Genomic DNA, 21,754 nt, shown 5'->3' with positions numbered 1-21,754 from the left:
TCAATTTATTTATCTAGCGAAATATACAAGTCTAAAATTCAAAAATCACTAAAAAAAAGTCAATTTAATGAAATTTTATTTAGAAAATAAAACAAATATGTTATCTAACAAAATATAGAAACAAAAAGAGATAAATCCAAAGTATATCAATAAAATGCCAGAAAGTAGCAGCCAGCTCAAAACCCAGCATTTGCTCTGCATTATACTTTTGTTTAAAATGATTATAAATTACTACCAATAAGCAGATTAACCCCACAACCACATGCAGAATATGTACCATAGCTATCAAATAAATATAAGACATGGTAACATTGCTGGTTGGACCTGTAAAATTATATCCTTGATCTATGATTTGTTGAAACCCATTAAACTGATTAAAAATGAAAATGGCTCCTAAAACAAGGGTTACTAAAAGCCAAATGGTTGTTGCTTTACTATTTTGACCTTTTAAAGCTCTTTTGGCTAAAATAAAAGTCACACTACTTATCATTATTACTATTGTACTAATCACAAATGAATCAGGCAGTTGAAAATCTCTCAACCAATCAGGCCTTGTACTACTTACAATAAATGCACTAGTCCACGCAGCAAATGACATAATAAGCGAAATGATAGCAAACCAAAGCATCATTTTCTTTGCTCTTTTATTTTTTTCTTCTATAGTCCCTTGTGTTAAATCCATGGTTATCTTATAAATTTATCAATAACATATACAATTTGAACAAGCGTAATATAGGATACACTTGCTAACATCAGTTGTTTGGCTGCTTGTGCAGTCATTTTTTTAAATAATTGAATGGCATAATACAGCATGCCTAATCCTAATAAAAAGACAATACATGCCGAAACAATTGACAAATGTAATTTTCCCGTAAAGCCAAATACTGGAATAATAGATACTAATATCGTCCAGATGGTATACATAATCACTTGTACTGCGGTGCCTTTATCTTGTTTTCCAGTTGGCAGCATAAAAAACCCGCCCTTTTTATAATCTTCGAATAAAAACCAACCAATAGCCCAAAAATGAGGAAATTGCCAGAAAAATTGTAATGCAAATAAGGTGCCTGGTTCAATACCAAAATCATCTGTCGCAGCAACCCAACCTAACATAAATGGAATAGCCCCGGAAATAGCACCCACAAAGACTGATAATGGCGTTTTTGTTTTTAAAGGTGTATATACACTGGTATACAAAAAAATAGATATTGCCCCAAACATGGCGGTTTGCTTGTTTATAGTATACAGGATAATTATACCTAGTAAGGTGAAAATTGAGGCAATAACAAAAGCAGTATTTACAGACATGCGTCCTGAAGCAACCGGTCTGTTTTTAGTACGATCCATTAAAGCATCTAAATCCTTTTCAATAATTTGATTAAAAGCATTGGAAGCACCTACCATAAAATAACCCCCAAACGCTAATAAGACTAAGGTTTTGAAATCGATAGTATCAACTCCTAGTAAATAGCCGGCAAGAGAAGAAAAAACCACACTCAATGCCAGTCGCATTTTAGTAATCTCTTTAAAATCAGATATTACAGATGTTGCAGATAATGAGTTCTTCTTATTCAATGAAATAATTACTTAGTCGCTTATATTTAAGAGTGCAAAGATACTTTATTAATGAATTTGAGCAATGCTTTTTAAAACTAAAATTTTTAATACTTATTATCTACATAAAAACTTTTTGTATTTTTAAAACCATCCAATCCTTCAATAATTAAGCTATGAAATACTATAAAACTTTGTATTCATTTATTCTTTTAATTTCAGCGTGTTCAACTTATGCTCAAAACAATCAAGAAGTTATAATTGAAACACAGCAACTATCAGATAATGTATATATGCTTACTGGTCAAGGCGGAAATATAGGGGTTTGTATAGGTGAAGAAGGTGTTTTTATGATTGATGATCAATTTGCCCGATTAACCCCAAAAATTTTGGAGGCTATTAAAGCCTTAAGCGATAAACCCATTCAATTTTTAATAAACACCCATTATCATGGAGACCATACTGGTGGTAATGAAAATATTGCCCAACAAGGTGCAAAAATTATTGCACATGATAATGTCTATAAACGTTTGATTGCATCTACTCCAGCCACTCCCAAGGAAGCTTTACCCGTCATTTCTTTTAACGATAAATTACAACTACACATAAATAGTGAAGATGTTCTTGTTTTTCATGTTGAAAATGCACATACTGATGGAGATGCCCTCCTATACTTTACTCAAAGTAACGTACTACATACCGGTGATACTTTTTTTAGTGAATTATATCCATATATCGATTTAAATTCTGGCGGCAGCATTAACGGCTATATAGAAGCTGTGAAAAAAGCCTTGATTTTAATTGATGATGACACCAAAATAATTCCAGGTCATGGTAAACTATCTAATAAAACAAAACATCAATTTTTCTTAAGCATGCTTGAAGATTTAAAAACTAAAGTATTAGCTGAAATTGAATTAGGCAAAACCGAAGATGAAGTTGCTAATAATTCAAACATAACAAAAATCTATGATGATTTAGGATATAGCTGGGCTTTTATTAATAGTGAAAGGATTAGAAGAACCTTTTATAAAGGACTAAAACAGTAATTCATTAAAAATCAAAATACCAATTAAATAAATCGGTTCGTAAACCAATATTGAACCAAACCGTATTGGTTTTAAAAGTTGAAACCGTTTCAACCTCTGGGTTAAAGTTTCTAAAGGTAATATCTGCAAAAATTTTCAAGTTTGATGCCGGATTAACCACATAACCTGCCTGAAGATTAGCATAAAAGGTATTGGTTTTTATACCTTGACCTACTTCAACCCCAGAATCAAATGGGCGGTCATTATAATTTCTGTAAATATCACCACCATAACTAAAATTATCGGTTCCATTATTATAATCAAACCCTTTGACACCAAAAATAAGTTTAGCATCTCCAAACCAACGATTATAATGATATCTGCCTATAATAATAGCTTCACTAAAGTTTGATCCCCAAAGATGGGCCATAGATTGATTATTATGCCCGTAATTTAAAACAATGGTATTATGGGAATAGGTATAAGGTCTCACTCTGTTATATTCAAACTGCAATAATAAATTGTCAACTTTAAAAGCATTATAATATTTTATCCCCAACTGATATCCAAACTTATTCTTCCAGCTTTTCTCACCTCCTTTCACATCACTTAATGAGAATTCATCTAAAATAAATTGACTATACATATTGATGTTATCATTTATTTTATATTTCCCCGAAGCTCCCAAAACAGCATTTCCAGATCCCTGACCTGCTCCAAATTCCATGGCTCTAAAAAAAATGATGGGATTTAAATAATTAACATCAAAACCTCTTCCGTTTGAATTGGTCCATAACACTGATTCAAATAAACCAATATTAAGCCGTTTAGAAACATTCCAGCTTAAATAATGATTTGCCATATATTTTGTTAAAAAGGCCTTATCGACAGTTACTTCTGGTCTAACGTCCTTCAACCACATCCATGTGTTGGTGTATTTAATTTTCCAGAATTTAGTGTTGAATTTTAAAAAAGTATGGGGGCTGGCAACATCACTTACAAGTAAAGATCTATAGCCGTCTCCTATAAAATTTTTACCATGACCAAACTGGATATTAATAAATTTTGCGGGCGTATAAGAGAGATAGGCTTCAGCAACAGGATAGTCGTATGAATCTGTTTTAAATCGTTTACCTATACCTCTTCCGGGAATTATGGCAGGGTCCGGGCCAAATGCCTTTAAACTCTCAGCATAATCATTTACATATTTTGCAAATCTGCCCTGGCTTTCAAAAACAGAAGTATAGAAATTAAAGTTCTTTCCTAAACCACCTCTCACTAATAAGCCTCTTGTATTATTATATGTGGTACTAAAATCAGCCTCAGAATCTTTACCAACTTCTAAATCAAAAATAGGATCAATGGTAAACCAATAATCTTTACCTTGTAATTGTACCAAATGCTCATTCCATAACTTTTTAGCAACCCAGGAATTTGATGATTTCTGGAGTTTCTCATTCTCTGCTTTAAAATCATAATAAGTAGAAACCTCATCATATAAAAAAGGTTTGGAAGCAGTATGATTATTTGCTCCGATCAAATTCATGCTTCTGTCGAACTTGGAATAATCAGAATGGGTAAATGGAATGTTAAGCTGACTTGAAAAGGTCTTCTCTTCAAAAGGTACTATACCATTATTGACACTATCAATTTCTGATTTTGCTGCTAATTCAATCTTTGAAATTTCATTTGGCTTTTTAAAATCAGTTTTGTTTACAACATGCTCTACTAATGGTATTTCAATTTTAATGGAGTATTGCTTATAAGTGGGTTTCCCATTATAAGTGCCCGGTTTAATGTTAGGGAATTCTGAAAAAACACGTTTTGATTCCGTTTTTAATTCATCATACATCGCATCAACATAAATGACTTTAAACTGTCCTAATGTGTCAACTTCAAACAAGACTATAGTTTCTCCAATATATTTGTCATCAACCACTTTTTGCGGGACTTTAAAATTCTCAAAAATTAAATGAAATACCGTTTCATCAAAACATTTTTGTTGAGATTGAAGGGCCTTATCTTCGCAATTATAAAAAAGGGGGGGCTTTTCAAAAAAAGAATTCTCTTGCGAAAACAGGTTATATTGAACTAAAAGTAGGAGTAGTACAATGAATCTCTTCATGAAATTATTTTAAGATTTGATTTAAAGCAGAAAGATACTATATTTTTGATAATGCCAATAGTAAAAACCCATCAAGAAATTAATACCTCTTTTTTATGTGCTTTAACTTTTAAATATAACTTGGACATAAAAAAATCCCGTTACAATTTGTAACGGGATTTTAAGTTTTATATGTTTTCGTTTTATTTTAACGATTATTAATCTTGCACTTGGAATATAATTGGTAATGAATATGGAACCGTTACTGGTTTACCACGTTGTTTTCCTGGTTTCATTTGAGGTAATAACCCAATAACACGAGCTGCTTCTTTTTCTAAACCTGGATGTGGTGCTCTTGCACGAATTCCCGTAATGTTTCCTGTTTTGTCAATTTTAAAAATAACATTTATACGTTGTCTTCCTGTTAAGCCTAATTCACTTGCCAACTCCGTATTAAATTTTTTATTTACAAAGGCTGCAATTTTTTCTGACATACATGCTTTTTTTGCATCATTATTACCAGATTCACATCCTGGAAATACAGGCACATTTTCAATAACAGCAAAAGGAACTTCAATATCTTCTTCAACTTCTTCTACAGCAACATCCTCAACCTTAACAATTTCTGTTTCCTGATCAGACTCTGTAGATTCAATGACAGTTTCCACTACTTCTTCCTCATCCTCAACCACAGAAATTTGTTCTGGTGCTGCAGGTGGCGGTGGCGGTGGTGGCGGTGTTTGAAGTTGCTCTGTAATTGGAATTTCCTCTTCCAATTCTTGATCCAAATTCAATTGTCCAATATCTATTGCTGACTTGTCATACGTCTTGTAATTGATAGCATAATTTGTAAGAAACAACATTAAAGCTAAACCAATTGCGAAGTAAAGTGAACTGTTACGTCCAACATTTGCATTAGGATTTTTCTTAAGTTCCATATTTATTATATTTGTAGATTGCTAAAATAACTATTTATTTATCAAAAAAACAAACCTTTATATCATTTTAATATGTATTTGTTTTTTACTGCTATTACAACGGCCGCCAAAATAGCTCCAAAACTATTTGCAACGACATCATTAATATCTGATGACCTATATGTTGTAACTGCTCCCTGAAGTACTTCAATAACTATACCAAAAATAATGGATACAGCTACCGCATAAATTAATGCATTTATTTTATTAAACTTCAGGTTATAATAAAACGTATAATACCATAATACAGTTAAAACAACGTAAGATAACGAATGGAAAATTTTATCACCATTTGAAATTTTCACTTCAATAAAACCATTTAATTCAATGAGACAAACAACAGTAAGTGCTATTGAATATAAAATAGTAATAACAAAGAAATAGGTTTTAAGCACCTACCAGATTTTTATAATCATCCGCTGATAAAAGATTATCAACCTGTGACAAATCAGAACATTTAAGTTTTATCATCCAACCATCACCATAAGGATCAGAATTTACCTTTTCAGGTTCATCTTCTAAAACCTCGTTGAACTCAATTATTTCACCAGACATTGGTAAAAATAAATCAGATACTGTTTTTACCGCTTCAACAGTGCCAAAAATTTCTTCAGCATCTAAGGTTTCATCTACAGTTTCAACTTCAACATATACTATATCACCCAATTCACCTTGCGCAAAATCTGTAATACCAATAGTAGCAATATTACCTTCAATTTTCACCCACTCGTGATCTTTGGTGTATTTTAATTCTGATGGAATGTTCATTTTATTTTATTAATTAGTTTTGACAAATGTATTTATTCAAATGATAAATTCAAATACTTATTTATTAATTCCCGAAATTATATCTGATGGTAAATCCAGACCTAATCGTTGTTTGAGGAAATGCTGTTGAAATGGCATATTTTGAAAATGAATAGTCAAAATAGAATATCCCCGTCAAATTTTTACTAAAAGCATAATCTGCTGAATATTTTAACCCCCAAATAGTTTGTCCAGACGTTACCTGATTATTTTCTAAATCCAAGTACCTTATAATTGTTTTGTTATCTCTAACAGAGATATCGGCTTTCATATTTAAATCACTCACAATTCGTTTATTGGGCCCTGCTAAGTTAGATTTTATCCTTACATCTTTAATACGATAACCCAAACCAACAACATATTCTTTCCCTTGGATTTCAGTCATTAAATTATTATCAAAACTTAATGACAACAAACGGTCCCTTTTAATTTCAGCAAGAATTTTTACAGAATTTTTCATTTCAAAATCAACTCTTATAAGTGGACTGAACATTTCTGTTAAATTAATATTGCTATACAGCGTTTCATTCTTATAGTTTCCTGATTGATCCAGAACATCATTTGGTTGATTGATATAATCTAAGTTGTAATCAATGTCTTTATAATCCAAATTAGATCTGAATTGGTTAATGGTATAGTTTGATCTATAGCCATGAGTGACTGAAAACCGTTTAAAATTCTTTTTAAACCATGCAAATTTCATAAAACCGGTATATTTAATATCCCAGTTTGGAATGGGCGTATTTCTGAATGCACCAAGATTTACACCACTGGCATTACTACCCGTATAAGCCGCAAGAAAAGAAGGTAATAAGACGGCTTGATTGTTTTTTCCAAATCCTTTGGGAAAACCATCATCACCAATATTATCGGGATTATTTAAATCAATCCCTTTCTCCAATGCCAAGCGCTCTGCAATTTTTATTCTGTTAGCTCTGAATTCATTAAAGGCATCAGAGGAATTTTCATCACTATTACTAAAAGCGGTTTTTATTAAAATGGTTGAGATATTAAAGTTACCAAAAGTATTCGGGGTTAAAGACTCATATTCATATTCTCCAGCGACCGTATTTATTCGATAATTTTCTGTGTAATTTTCATAATAAGTTCTATTTCCTATAATATCAATCTTAAAATCATTTACCGGCTCCAAACTTGCTGAAAGATCCAATTGCTTGCTATTGGTTTCTGTATATTGTTGGTTAAATTCTGGAAAAACTGTTAACCAGCCATTTCTTGCTGCCAAATACCTAATATCATTTTGGCTGCCAAAGGTGTAACCTATGGTTGGTTTTGTGGTTCCAATAAAACCAGGTGTTTGCAGATATCCTGGCAAAAAAGTTCCATTATTCTCCTGATAATTAATTTGAATTCTCTTGATCATAGTAATAATATCTATCCCGGCATTTAAAAGTTTTGCTGAGCCCTTATTATTACTTTTTACTTTTGCTGCATTACTTTGGTTCGGACCCTGAGGTGTGCCTGAGGTTCTTGTACGCACTGTTCTTACAGGCTTTTTAGTTAACCCTATATACCTATACAACTTATTCATATCTAAAGTGGTATTCAGATTATGGGTGTTTGCATTTTGAATGGTATTTCCTAAATCATAAGTTTGACCATCTAATTCTAAATTACCATATAAGTCAGATCCCTTTTGCCATTGAAAATCTCCACTATATTGATATGTAGAAGAAATAAAGCTTAAGGTTGGTATTTTATTTAAAGGCAATTCATAGGTTATCCCTAACTGCTGGAACTGCCTGTTAGGATCTCCAAAATCAAAAAACCCATCCCATACATCTAATGTAGGATCTTGTTCGCCATTTATAATTCCGTCTTTAAAATAGTTCCTTACAATATTATTATTTGATGCAGAAAAGTTTAATTGAAGCGCCTTCGTTAAATTGAAATTAATTGTATACTGAAAATCAAATGTGTAATTTCTTCTAAATAATTCTTCAATAGCAATGTTATTGCCGCCTAATTCAACCTCTCTAAATCTTTGGCTATTAAATTGTCTGTTAATATCGGTATTTAAGGTAAAACTTGATGGTAATAAATTAAAGTTGAAATCTTTAAATATTTTCCAATATTTTCCTGTGAATAACGAATCATTCTTCTTAAAAGGTTCAACAGTAACAGGATTAAAATTAAAGGCATAATTTGCTCCAACTCTAAGATTTTTATTTACAGAATTCTCAATTTCAAAATCTCTGTGTTCTATTTTGTTATAAGAATAATTAAGGGTGAGATTTTCAACATCATAAAATCTAGGGGTCTTTTCAGTCGTTCGATTCTTTCTTACTCCAATAAAATTAACACTCTGTCTTTTGGTATAGTCTTCAGACTGTTCATTTATCTGTTCTTTTTCAACATTTGAATTTGCTGCTGCCAATCTAGAATCTAAAGTAAGATCTTTATAATATTGATCATATTTTGGTGTAATTAATTCCTCTCCCTGGCCATAGTTGAAAGGTATTTGAATGCCCCATTTTTTAGGAAGTAATTGCCCTACGTTCACGTTCGTTACAACATCATATTGTTTCACATCTTCAAGACTACGCTGACTTGGACCTTGCTCTAAAGAACCAAATCCTGAAGTACTTTGTTTTCCTGTTGCACTGATGTTCATAAAATCAGCTAAATTAGTATCCATGCTTACCACAGTTGCCCATCCACCTTCATTATCCATATCAGACATGCGCAATTCATTAAACCATGTGCTTCCACAAACGTCATTTCTATTAGAACCATTTTTAAGACCTACCATCAAGGTTCGGATATCTCCAAAATTTGGATTTCCTTTCACCGCTATTCTATGTTGACCAGCTACATAATTTGAATATTGGTCTCCGGTAATAGGAATAGGTTCTCCATTTATGACATCATAAAAAGTAGCATCCGGATTGGATAAGCTTCCATCTGAAATTCCTATGGCTTTAATCTGTGCCAGTACTGATAGTGGTAAATTGATTTCATTATCATTTGGCCAAAGGTCTTCTCTTGAAATTCCTGTGGATACCTGTAATGGTATTTCTATTTGATAATAATTTTCAGTAAGGTCATTTCCCATTCTAATAAAACCTACTAATTCATTGTTAGCCAAACCTCCCGACTCCACTTCTTCAGCATGAATAAACATGCGCAAGCGCTTATACTGCCGCATATCTATGCTTATGTTCTTATAAACACCACGCCCATCTTCAGTTTCAAGATTACATACCTCAACAACCAGCGATTGCTCATTTTGTCTAACCACCGTGTTATTATTGAATAACTCTTCCGGTTCAATTCCAGGAGGACTTTGGTAGCTTCCCTCATTTTCTAAAGTTCCAATAATACCTACTCTAAAATCAGTTTGTGCGTCTTCAGGGTCTGGATCATTCTTGTCTAAAGCTTGAGTAAATCGTCTCCAATCACTTCTTACCAGATCAATTGTGCCAAATCTAAAGACTGTATTTTGAGTAAATTCCTTTAAATAAATACGTGAGAATCTTACTGATCTTAGATCTGTAATACCGCCTATAGCTTTAACATGACTACCCTGAACAGGAACTCTAATTTGATACCATCTCACATCAATCGTATTACCATCAGGCAAAGATCTTGGTCTCACCTTAAAATCCTTTAGAAAATCTTTTAAAGGATTAGCGGGAGATAAATTGTCAAATTCAGCCTGAGTTTCAGGTAAATTCTGTCTGTTCACTTCTAATTCATACTCAAAATAGCTATCAATTGTGTTCATGGTATTATCACGATTGATATCTTCTACATCTGGTTGCGTATTAGCACCCCTATCGGTGTTTGAAAAGGTGTCTGGTGTGTTCCCTTCTACACCATTATACTTTTTATATCTTTCAAATATGTTTCCCTCTGTATTTAAGAAATAGGCGTAGTTGTCTTTGGCAGGATCCTCTCCAAAAGCAGCTCCAAAAGCAGCGATTTCTTCATTATCATTATACCCATCATACCCAACATCTTGGTTTGTCCTTTCTTGTCCTGTTGTATCAAATGCATAAATTAATGATTGATTTTGAGGCACTACTGTTCCCCATGCGGTAACGGGTAACAATGATTTGTCCCCATCTTTTGGCAATCCATTTTCGTACAACTTTCTACCATCTTTAATAATATCTTCAGAAATATTACCAAGATTGAATACTAACTTTCCTCCAGGGTTGGAAGGGTTATCTTGAAATGGATCCTGTAACCAAAATTCAATATATTCTACATTGGCCTGTTCTAAATCAGTTGAAGTTAACTGACGTGTAATACCCGCCCAACTTTCTAAAGGATTATCTATAATACCATCTGCAGAAGAAGCCTCAAAGTTATAGGGCCCCCTTTCTGCTGGATAATAAGCCAAATCTAAAGTGTTAATGACTGAGTTTTGGCCCTGTACTAAATCTCTGTCTGGAAAAAGTTCATTAATAAAAACTCTGCTGGCATATAAATTGGACACATCCTCATCTGTCACATCATTAGGTCTTTGACTACTATAAAAAATAGGGTCAATCATATACCAGTTTAATTGGGCTCTTTGAAAGCCATTTTGGATACCATTATCGTCCTCATTTGGATTTCCAGAAACACCAAGACCAACCGGTCTGCTTGCTAAAAACCACGATTGTTGCGCCTTTAAATCTATAGCATTTTGAGCACCTTCAAAATCGTCAATATATGAAGTCATCTCACCATTAAGATTGGTTCTTTTAGGTGCTCCGGGTGCGAGATAAGCAAATTCACCTCTTAAAGATAAATTTGATTCTACATCAGTATCAATATTTGGCAGCTTGTTTACCAAACGGGTTAAAAATGGAACTTTGGTTGCATAATTACCATTAATTCCAAAAATAGTATTGTTAATAGGTTCAGCACCAAAGTTTGCTTTTTGCGTGATGGGTCGCTCATTCAAATTTAATAAGGTGGCACCCAACACAAAGTTTTCATTAAACTTGTGCTCTACATTAAATCCCGTAAACCTTCTTGTTTGCTGACCAAAAACAGCATTATTTTCAGTAGTAACTTGTATAGGTGTATTTGAAGCCTTTAGCGCTGGATCTAAAATTTGAACACGCCCTAATTGATAATCAACCGTATAATCAATTCCTTCAACTAAAACCCTTCCTCCTGCAGTAACCTTAACTGATCCTCTTGGAACATTAAAAGCTCCAATTGGAATACCGTCTCCACTTTCAGATTTATACCGCCCTTTTAATTTAAATTTATTTTTTTCGACCTCTTCTAACGCTGCTGTTTTAGTGCTTTTATAGAGGACATCATAAACATACTTTGCCTGGTTGGCATTATAACTGGCCTTATTATCATAATCCTCGCTCACATTCAATGAAAGCTTATTAAATAAATATTTTCCAAATGGTTCTGCACTGGTGAAAATAATTTTTCCATTTTGCGGGATAACGGTTATTCCCGGCACAAAATCAAAAAAACCATCTCCATTTATTTGAGGGTCGTTATTGAAATTTAATTTATCTAAATTAAACACCCGCAACAACGGTATTTCCTGTAAAGGATCTTGATTTAAACCAGGTGTTGGAAACGGCGTTCCAGGTACCGGAGTTATATAATTTAATGGTGAGGCTTCGTTATAAAAAATATTGAGTTTAAAATCATCCTGACTTAATTGATAGGCCCCTGTATCGTAAATGTTTTTCATCATTAAATTCCATACCGGCTGAACCACACTGGTAATACTACTTTTTAAAAGTTTTAAAACCAAATTACTATTAACAACTGAAGTTACTTGTCCAGAGCCATTTGTTGTAACATTTGTAGCATCCACCCCATCATTTGCAAATTCACCAACTTGAAATACTTGACCACCAACCGTAAACTGAAAAGCCACTGCCAATACCTCATCATTATTCAAACGCTGATTCAATGAGATATAACCTAAATCCTTATTTAGTAAATATTCCTGACCTTCAATTAATTTTCTTGCATTCTCTAATTTGGCATAATCAAAGCCCTCATTTACATTTGAAACTAAAATACCAGATTGCACTGTTGCAACATCTCTAATGGCCGAAGTAAGTTGTGAACCACCGCCACCAATATTGGTTGGATCAAAATCGTTATTGCCATTATCTGGGTAGGCTCCTAAACCAACATTCACAAATCCTGGAGGGGGCGTTTGTAAACCAATAACATCAGATTCTCCTAAATCTTGAAAAGCAACGACATTTCTTATATTTTCTGTTCTGTTACTTCTATTGGTTACCCAAACTTCTAACCTAGTAACTTGTAATCCACCATTATTTAGAAACGGATAGTTTACTAAAGCTTTATCATAGGTATCTCTAAAATATTGAGCTAAAAAGAAATGCCTGTTTTCATCATATTCTCTAATGAACAATTCATACTCCTGCAAAGTACCTCCTCCTTGGGCAATCACTGAACTTGATTGTGACTTCTGTTCAGAAAAAACACCAGTGACCGTGGTTTTACCAAATTGTAATTGGGCCTTAACACCAAATAAACTTTGAGCACCAGTTATCAAAGAACTGTTTAAAGGCATGCTTACGTTACCTACTTCAATTTTTTGAATAATATCATCTTCAGTAGGTGTATATTCTAATTTAATTAAATTTTGAAAATCAAAAGTGGATTGTGTATCATAGTTTGCAGTCACCTGTAAGCGTGTTCCCACTTTACCTAACAAACTTAAACTTATACGCTGATCAAAATCAAAGGTAAAATTACTTCTGTTTCTTGGGGAAAACGACGGATTATCTTGTTTTGAGAAGAGCACACCCAAATCCATTTCAACCGAACCTTGAGGAATGACATCAATAGTATTACCTCCAAAAATAGTTTCAAAAAAATCAGATTTTACATAAAAACTTGGCAGTAAATTTTTCTGTCCATCTTCAGCTCCTTCCTTTTTACCATCAAAGGCATCTATCTTTTGTTTGTAATATGATCTTAAATTCTCCTTTTCAACTAAATCTTGATACTCCCTTGGAGTTAAAATAATTGGATAATTAATATTAAATTTTCCAACTTTTTCAGTGTATATATACCTATCAATTACGGGGTCATAAGTATATTTCGATTCGATACTGTTAGGATTTGGTATTTTAATCTTACCTAATTGAAAACCTGTTGCAGTAGAATCTTGAGCAGGCTCTTGTGACCAAACACTAAAAGAAAACACTATAACAAAGAATAAGAATAAATGTCTTTTAATTAGTTTATAAGATGTTTGTTTGGTGGTACTCAAAATTAATTATAAATTTTTTAAAGCTTGCTTAATAATGGTTTCAACAGTTGCGTCTGGTTGCGACATTATAATTTTATCAATAACACGTTCTGCTTGCTTTTTAACAAAACCAAGTACTTCTAAGGCAGATAACGCCTCATCCTTGTTGGTATTGCCTTTAGAAACAGAAACTTCATCAATATCATAAATTTTTAAAACTTTATCTTTTAATTCAATAATAACCCGTTGCGCTGTTTTTACTCCAATTCCTTTTATAGATTGGATTAAAGCAACATCACCAAGGGCTATTCCTTCTCTTACTTGCTTAGGCGTAAGAGATGACAACATGGTTCTTGCAATATTCGCCCCAATACCACTAACAGAAATTAAAAGTCTGAAAATTTCACGCTCAGCCAATGAAGAAAATCCAAATAGCGTATGAGAATCTTCTTTAACCTGTAAATGGGTATAGAGTTTCAAATTTTCGTTGTCAGAAATTTGAGAAAATGTATGAAGAGAAATATTGAGTAAATAGCCTACACCATGACAGTCAATAACCACATCTGTTGGATTTTTTTCTATAAGTTTCCCTTGAATATGTGTTATCATCAAAAAATGTTAGTTAGCCTTTCAAATGTAATAAAATAATTATCAATTCAATTTACTTAGTTTTTGCCTTTTCTTGCTCCAACTTTTCTTTTTGTTGTGCATCAACAACGGCAACTGAAGTCATGTTTACAATCTCGTCAACACTTGCTCCTAATTGTAAAATATGAACTGGCTTACGCATACCCATCATAATTGGCCCAATAGATTCTGCTTCGTTTAATTCCTTTAATAATTTATAAGTAATATTTGCAGAATCTAAATTAGGAAAGATTAAGGCATTTACTTTTTTACCTACTAATTTTGAAAACGGAAATCGCTCTCGCAGCATTTCGTCATTCAAAGCAAAATCAGTCTGTAATTCACCATCAACCATCATATCTGGATAATGACGATGTAAAAATGCTACTGCATCACGCACTTTAGAAGCTCTTTCATTATTTGATGATCCAAAATTTGAATAAGAAATCATAGCCATAACCGGTTGCATTCCAAACATTTTGATCACTTTGGATGTCATTTGTGCAATTTTAGCTAAGTCTTTTGATGACGGATCAATATTAATTGAAGTGTCACTTAAAAATAAAGGACCCCGTTTGGTCATCATAATATTTGTAGTAGCTATCCGAGTAGCTCCAGGAGCCAGACCTATAAGTTCTAACATAGGTTTGACCACAGAAGGATAGTTTCTTGAATACCCGGAAATCAGGGCATCTGCATCACCTTCATTGACCATCATGGCTGCAAAATAATTGCGCTCACGCATTAATCTTTGAGCTGAATAATATGTAATCCCTCTTCGTTTACGCTGTTCCCAATATACTTTGGCATATTTATTTTTTCGGCTATCTTCTTTTTCAGATTTAGGATCTATAATAGTCACATCGGCGGCGTCAAATTCAATTTCCTCCATGAGTCGTTTTATGGTTTCTCTACGACCTAAAAGAATTGGTTTAGCAATACCTTCATCATGGGCTATTTGTGCCGCTTTTAATACTGCTAATTGATCACCTTCAGCAAATACTACACGTTTAGGATTTAATTTAGCCCTATTCATTAATAGCCTAACAATTTTGTTATCAGACCCCATGCGCTCTAAAAGCGATTCTTTATACTTTTCCCAGTCAGTTATTGGTTCCTTTGCCACACCACTTTCCATGGCAGCTTTAGCTACCGCGGGAGGCACCTCAGCAATTAAACGCGGGTCAAAAGGTTTTGGAATGATATATTCTTTACCAAAGGTTAATTTCGTTTCACCATAAGCAATATTAACTTGTTCTGGGACAGACTCTTTGGCTAATTTGGCTAAAGCTTTTACGGCAGCCATTTTCATGGCTTCATTAATTTTAGTAGCTCTTACATCTAAAGCCCCTCTAAATATATATGGGAAGCCAAGCACATTATTTACCTGGTTAGGATGGTCACTTCTACCAGTAGCCATGATAATATCTTTTCGTGTGGCAATAGCTTTGCTATAAGCAATTTCAGGATCTGGATTAGCCATGGCAAAAACAATTGGGTTTTTAGCCATTGAAACGAGCATTTCAGGTTCTACAACATCTGCCTTAGATAACCCAATAAACACGTCAGCACCCTTCATGGCCTCTTCAAGCGTATTTATATTTCTTCCTGTTGAGTATTCTGCTTTTTCTGAGGAAAGATTTTCGCGGTCATTTCTTATAACTCCTTTACTATCAAGCATTACAATATTTTCACGTTTTGCCCCAAAGGCCTGATACAAACGTGTGCATGAAATAGCTGCAGCACCGGCCCCATTAATCACTATTTTTACTTTATCAATTTTCTTTTTTGAAAGTTCTAAAGCATTCAATAATGCAGCGGCTGATATAATAGCTGTTCCATGCTGATCATCATGCATTAAAGGAATGTCAAGTTCTTCTTTTAAACGTCTTTCTATTTCAAAAGCTTCAGGTGCTTTAATATCCTCTAAATTAATCCCTCCAAAAGTTGGAGCAATCATTTTTACTGTCTGAATAAATTCCTCAACATTCTCTGTGCCAACCTCAATATCAAAAACGTCAATGTCAGCAAAAATCTTAAACAACAAGCCTTTCCCTTCCATAACAGGTTTAGACGCTTCTGGCCCTATATTTCCTAGACCTAAAACAGCAGTTCCATTAGAAATAACCGCTACAAGATTTCCTTTCGCTGTATATTTATAAACGTTATTTATATCTTTTTCTATTTCTAAGCAAGGTTCTGCAACACCGGGTGAATAAGCCAGTGACAAATCTCTCTGTGTTGCATATTTTTTGGTTGGTACAACTTTAATTTTTCCTGGAGTTGGCTTAGCGTGATATATTAGCGCTTCTCTTCTTTTACTCTGCTTACTCATTATTTTTTAAAATTAAATAGGAATAACAAAGATAAGAATCTCGCTATGGAAACTACTAATCTTTTAGAAAATTGATGTTTCTTTTTAATCCAGAAAATTTTGTGCGATTTACGGCTGAACTCTTAAAGACTTTTTGAAAAACATCCTCAGTAATTTCCTCCCAGTCCTTCTTAGTCATGGATAACAATTCAGGATGTGGATTGAATAGCGGTTCTCTATGTGGTTTCGAGAATCTATTCCAAGGGCAAACATCTTGACACACATCACAACCAAATATCCAATCATCCAGTTTTCCTTTATACTCTGAGGGTATATTTTCTTTTAATTCAATTGTAAAATAAGAAATACATTTACTGCCATCAACCACATAAGGTGATACTATAGCTTGGGTAGGACATGCCTCTATGCAGGCCGTACAGCTTCCGCAATGGTCCGTGGTTGGCACATCATATTCTAAATCTAAATCAACAATAAGCTCAGCAATAAAATAAAAAGAGCCAACTTGCTGGGTTAAAAGGTTGCTGTTTTTTCCTATCCACCCTAATCCACTTTTGGCTGCCCATGCTTTATCTAAAACGGGAGCTGAATCCACAAAGGCACGACCGTGAACCTCACCAACTTCTTCTTGAATAAAATGTAACAATGATTTGAGCTTCTTTTTTATTACAAAATGATAATCAGTTCCATAAGCATACTTTGATAACTTAAAACTGTTTTGATTTTGTTCTTCTTCAGGATAATAATTTAACAATAATGAAATAACACTTTTAGAATCTTCAACTAGTTTTGTGGGGTCTAATCGCTTATCAAAATGGTTTTCCATATACTGCATTTGTCCATGCATATTCTTGTTGAGCCATTTCTCTAATCTCGGAGCTTCATCTTCTAAAAATTGTGCTTTACTAATCCCACAAGATAAAAAACCGAGGCGTTTGGCTTCGGTTTTAATGAGTTTTGTGTTTCTTTTTTTGATGCTCACTTTATCCAAATCAGTTTTAATCCATTTTGGTATAGGTTGCTTTTCCTTCAATATTTCCAGTCATAAAGAACTCTCCTGACTCAATTTTATCGAAATCGAAAATCATATCATCAATATAAAACATCCTGTTTTTTAAGAAATAACATTTTGCATTTGACAATCTTTCAGAATTTAATATTAAGAGACCATCATCAACAGTAATTTTTATGCTGTTTACCCATTTTCCTGTGCTTTCTTTCAATCTATAATTGCCTTTTAATTTATCTAAAAGTGTTGAATCATTTACCACATAACTTACAATATCTGGAATAGAATCAGTATTTTTCACAATCTTAGCAATGGCTTTATAAGCATTAATGGCATTAACCCTAAATTTTTGACTATTCCTAAATACCCACCTATAGTCATTCATATATGAGGCTACCTGATTTTTATGACTTAAATCATTGCGATAATAATCAATTGCTTCGTCAGTCCAATTTCCCTTTAAGAGTTGTTGCGCCCATTTTTGCTTGTAATAGCTATCAATATTGTCGTATACTGTTTTTTGCATTCTTCTATTAGATACATCTAAATAACTTTTATTAACAACATACAAATTCTTTAAATCTTTAAGCAAAGTTTTACGTTCTTCCGAAACATTATCAATATTCCGCATCAAATTATCATAGCCATTAGTCTGTACTTCATGACTGTCATAATACAACTCAAGAAATTCAGTCTTTCCAAACTTATAATCTTCATAAGTATATTTGTTATTAAGGATTATGTCCTGAATTGAATCGGCCCTTTTAAATCTTTCGAATAAACTAACTGATTCTGTTATATCGGTTACCAAATCTATTTGAATCTCTTTAAGAATTGTTGTTATCTTTTCTTCATTTATTCTTTTTTCATTGGCATTGTTTATATAAAGCGCAATAAGAATTCCTATTACCACCAATATTATTTCACCAATGGCATACAAAAGATATTGACTTGTTTTATTTTGAGTCAATAATGTTTGTCGAATTTTCCGAAAAAATTTAATCATTCAAATTAAAATAATCCACCTTTTATAGTTCCTTTTATTTTTCCCAAGTATTATTCGACATGTCTGCATCCATAAAAATCCCCCCATCTATTTTAATAATACTAATGTCTTTATCACTTTTTAAAGTTACGGATACTTCTGTCACGTTATTTTTCCAAACATCTGGTGTTTGATGAATTGTTTTTGCTGTTCCATCTTTAAAAGTAAGAATAATATTAAAAGGCACAGGCATACCACCTATGTTTTCTAGTTTGAGCGTGGTTATGTTTTTATTTGTTTCAATATGTTTTATCGCTATATCAATATAATTATTGCTAAAGAACCAACTGTTCCAAAACCAGTTCAAATTTGTTTCAGAAATATTATTGATTGAGTAGAAGAAATCCCAAGGTATTGGATGTTTCCCATGCCAACGATCCATATAACCTTGTAATGCCAATTTAAAGGCGTCATCACCTAGTAAATCTTTTAAAGCTAAATACCCTATAGCCGCTTTAACATAAACGTTATTGTTTAAAGCAACCCCACTCAAAATATTTGAAGGCGTAATAATGGGTATGTCCCGATCCATAGAATTATCATTAATCCATTCGTCAACTCTATATAATTTAAAGTCACTTGTAGCTCTTTCTTCACCTAAATAAGAAATTCCAATTAAATATTCCAAAGCTGTAGCCCAGCCTTCATCCATAAATCCAAAACGGGTTTCATTAATTCCCATATAAAACGGAAAATAGGAATGTGCTATTTCGTGATCAACAATGGAACGAGTAATATTTGGATCTAATTGTGAATTATCATTTACCATCATTGGATATTCCATATCGGAAAACCCGCGCACAATGGTAGATTTTGAGAACGGATAAGAAACTCCTGGATAATTATTTGAAAACCAATCTATAGCATGTTTTCCATAATTAACCATTTCTTTAAAATCTTTTGATTTCTCATCATAGGCTGCTTGCACACTCACCTGCCTATTCGAAGAACTATCTGCAACTACACTTCCTGCGTCCCAATTAAAAGTATTACTAACAGCTATGGCAATATCTGAAATATCAGAGGCTGTCCATTTCCAAGTATTAGTATCGGTTTGTTTAGTAATTTGATTTTTCTTTAAATCTTCTTGTGTTGCAACCTTAATTATTTCATCACTTGTCATCGATTTTTTTAAACGCTCTGCATATTCATTTTGTAAAACGTCCTCTGGATTTAATAAATCTCCTGTGGCCCAAACAATAAAATTTTTAGGCACCGTTACTTCAAATTCGTAATCATTAAAATCATTATAGAACTCTTGAGAGTCCGTGAATGTCATCATATCCCAACCTTGATAATCATCATAAACAGCAATTCGAGGATAAAAATAAGCTAAAAAAAATGTCGTAGAATCAATAGCTCCTTCTCTATCGCTTTGTGCAGATAAGTCATAGTGCCAATTAATATCCAATTTAATTTTCCCTTTTGGGAATAGCGGTTTAGATAGTTGAATGAGTTTATTAGTTCCATCATTGGAATCATCCCACATTTTCTCTTCTCCATTTTCAATATATTTATCAATATGAATCCCTGATGTTAAATAATCAGTAGATACAGGGTTTAATCTCACCGCTCCTGGTTTATGTACATTTACAATTAATTTGTAATTCAAAATGGTTAGCGTATCTGGACTATTGTTGGTATATACAATTTCTTCTGTGCCAATAATCGATTTATTAGGTGGGGCAACTTGTATTTTTATTTTATAGGACGCTCTGTTCTGCCAATAATTTGTTCCAGGCATCCCGTCTTTACTTCTCGTATTATTTTTATAAGCTTGTTTTACATCTCTTGGAGTATATAAATCTTGTGCTACACTCGTTATTGATATAAATAATAACGTTGCTAATAAAATTGATTTTTTTAAAATCATATGAATTTAAATTGAAATGAGTTGTTTATTTAGTGTTCGGTAATTCCGTTATAAAAAACTACACAATTAAGCTTTCTAGGTTGTATATTTAAAATAAACCTCCTTGAATATTACCTTTGATTTTACCTAGATGTTTATAAGCAAGTTCGGTTACCTCTCTACCACGAGGCGTGCGCATAATAAATCCTTGTTGAATAAGAAATGGTTCATAAACCTCTTCAATGGTTTCTGTACTTTCACTTACTGCAGTCGCTATAGTGGTAATTCCAACCGGACCCCCTTTAAATTTATCAATTATAGTAGATAAAATTTTGTTATCCATTTCATCCAATCCATGAGCATCGACATTCAAAGCTTCTAAAGCAAATTTAGCTATTTTAATATCGATACTTCCATTGCCTTTTATTTGAGCAAAATCTCGAACTCTGCGTAATAACGCATTAGCTATTCTTGGTGTTCCTCTGCTTCTGCCAGCAATTTCAATAGCAGCTTCCATTGAAATTGGAACATCTAAAATAGATCCACTTCGTTGGAGTATCGTTGTTAATAATTCGGTGTTATAATACTGTAATCTGCTTTGAATACCAAAACGAGCTCGCATTGGTGAGGTTAGCAATCCTGAACGTGTCGTGGCACCAATTAGAGTAAACGGATTTAAATTGATTTGAACTGTTCGTGCATTAGGGCCAGACTCAATCATGATATCAATCTTGTAATCTTCCATGGCAGAATACAAGTATTCTTCAACTATTGGGCTTAAACGATGAATCTCATCAATAAACAACACATCTCGTTCTTCAAGATTAGTAAGTAATCCAGCTAAATCTCCTGGTTTATCTAAGACAGGACCAGAGGTTACTTTAATGCCAACATTTAATTCATTAGCTAAAATATGGGCTAAGGTTGTTTTTCCTAAGCCTGGAGGACCATGAAATAAGGTATGGTCTAGGGCTTCACTTCTTTGGTTGGCCGCCTGAACGAAAATTTTAAGATTTTCCAACACCTGATCTTGTCCAGTAAAATCTTCAAAAGTGAAAGGCCTTAACTTTCTTTCAACATCAATTTCTTCAGGAGAAAAATTTTCGTTTGTTGGATCTAGGTTTTCATTCATAACAAACAAATATAAAGAAAAAGCCTTTCTAAAAATAGAAAGGCTTTTCAATATTAATGGTA

Annotated in this window: 14 protein-coding genes; 1 reads left to right on the top strand and 13 read right to left on the bottom strand. The window is 33.1% G+C overall.

Annotated features, from left to right (window positions below; translation table 11 throughout):
- Window positions 1-100 precede the first annotated feature (100 nt).
- On the bottom strand, window positions 101-682 hold the full coding sequence (locus V8G56_RS07270) for a cytochrome c oxidase subunit 3 (RefSeq protein WP_395437784.1): 582 nt from the start codon (window positions 680-682) through the stop codon (window positions 101-103).
- 2 nt (window positions 683-684) lie between these two features.
- The gene (gene cyoE / locus V8G56_RS07265) at window positions 685-1,575 is read right to left on the bottom strand and encodes a heme o synthase (protein ID WP_395437783.1); all 891 of its coding nucleotides are present in this window, start codon (window positions 1,573-1,575) and stop codon (window positions 685-687) included.
- Between the two features lie 155 nt (window positions 1,576-1,730).
- On the opposite strand from cyoE, the gene V8G56_RS07260 reads away from it, so the two are divergent.
- Window positions 1,731-2,603, top strand: a complete 873-nt coding sequence (locus tag V8G56_RS07260) for an MBL fold metallo-hydrolase (RefSeq protein ID WP_395437782.1) — start codon at window positions 1,731-1,733, stop codon at window positions 2,601-2,603.
- A gap of 4 nt (window positions 2,604-2,607) precedes the next feature.
- Here V8G56_RS07260 and V8G56_RS07255 read toward each other — a convergent pair whose 3' ends face one another.
- The 11 genes from V8G56_RS07255 to ruvB all read right to left on the bottom strand — a co-directional run bounded on the left by V8G56_RS07255 (window position 2,608) and on the right by ruvB (window position 21,692).
- Complete coding sequence (locus V8G56_RS07255; RefSeq protein WP_395437781.1) at window positions 2,608-4,707, bottom strand: gliding motility protein RemB; 2,100 nt, start codon at window positions 4,705-4,707, stop codon at window positions 2,608-2,610.
- Window positions 4,708-4,904: 197 nt separating this feature from the next.
- Window positions 4,905-5,624, bottom strand: a complete 720-nt coding sequence (locus tag V8G56_RS07250; RefSeq protein ID WP_395437780.1) for an energy transducer TonB — start codon at window positions 5,622-5,624, stop codon at window positions 4,905-4,907.
- A gap of 62 nt (window positions 5,625-5,686) precedes the next feature.
- The gene (locus V8G56_RS07245; protein ID WP_395437779.1) at window positions 5,687-6,058 is read right to left on the bottom strand and encodes a VanZ family protein; all 372 of its coding nucleotides are present in this window, start codon (window positions 6,056-6,058) and stop codon (window positions 5,687-5,689) included.
- Entirely contained in the window at window positions 6,051-6,431 is a 381-nt protein-coding gene (gene gcvH / locus V8G56_RS07240) for a glycine cleavage system protein GcvH (RefSeq protein WP_395437778.1), read from the bottom strand. Before gcvH ends, V8G56_RS07245 begins: the two co-directional genes overlap by 8 nt.
- A gap of 64 nt (window positions 6,432-6,495) precedes the next feature.
- Window positions 6,496-13,716, bottom strand: a complete 7,221-nt coding sequence (gene sov, locus V8G56_RS07235) for a T9SS outer membrane translocon Sov/SprA (protein WP_395437777.1) — start codon at window positions 13,714-13,716, stop codon at window positions 6,496-6,498.
- Window positions 13,717-13,722: 6 nt separating this feature from the next.
- Window positions 13,723-14,304 carry a Holliday junction branch migration protein RuvA gene (gene ruvA, locus V8G56_RS07230; protein WP_395437776.1) on the bottom strand — a complete coding sequence of 194 codons (582 nt, stop codon included), beginning with the start codon at window positions 14,302-14,304 and terminating at the stop codon, window positions 13,723-13,725.
- Window positions 14,305-14,356: 52 nt separating this feature from the next.
- Complete coding sequence (locus V8G56_RS07225) at window positions 14,357-16,657, bottom strand: NADP-dependent malic enzyme (RefSeq protein ID WP_395437775.1); 2,301 nt, start codon at window positions 16,655-16,657, stop codon at window positions 14,357-14,359.
- Between the two features lie 55 nt (window positions 16,658-16,712).
- A complete protein-coding gene (gene queG / locus V8G56_RS07220; RefSeq protein ID WP_395437774.1) occupies window positions 16,713-17,636 on the bottom strand; it encodes a tRNA epoxyqueuosine(34) reductase QueG in 924 nt (307 codons plus the stop codon).
- A gap of 16 nt (window positions 17,637-17,652) precedes the next feature.
- Window positions 17,653-18,669 carry a hypothetical protein gene (locus V8G56_RS07215; RefSeq protein ID WP_395437773.1) on the bottom strand — a complete coding sequence of 339 codons (1,017 nt, stop codon included), beginning with the start codon at window positions 18,667-18,669 and terminating at the stop codon, window positions 17,653-17,655.
- A gap of 34 nt (window positions 18,670-18,703) precedes the next feature.
- Window positions 18,704-20,581: a M1 family metallopeptidase gene (locus tag V8G56_RS07210; protein WP_395437772.1), complete on the bottom strand. Its 1,878-nt coding sequence runs from the start codon at window positions 20,579-20,581 to the stop codon at window positions 18,704-18,706.
- Window positions 20,582-20,669: 88 nt separating this feature from the next.
- Complete coding sequence (gene ruvB / locus V8G56_RS07205) at window positions 20,670-21,692, bottom strand: Holliday junction branch migration DNA helicase RuvB (RefSeq protein ID WP_395437771.1); 1,023 nt, start codon at window positions 21,690-21,692, stop codon at window positions 20,670-20,672.
- Between the last annotated feature and the right edge of the window lie 62 nt (window positions 21,693-21,754).

This window comes from Gaetbulibacter aquiaggeris (genome assembly GCF_044003965.1).
GTDB classification, from domain to species: Bacteria; Bacteroidota; Bacteroidia; order Flavobacteriales; family Flavobacteriaceae; genus Yeosuana; species Yeosuana aquiaggeris.
Note: the sequence above shows the minus strand (reverse complement) of the source record. Positions and strands in the feature narration are given on the sequence as shown.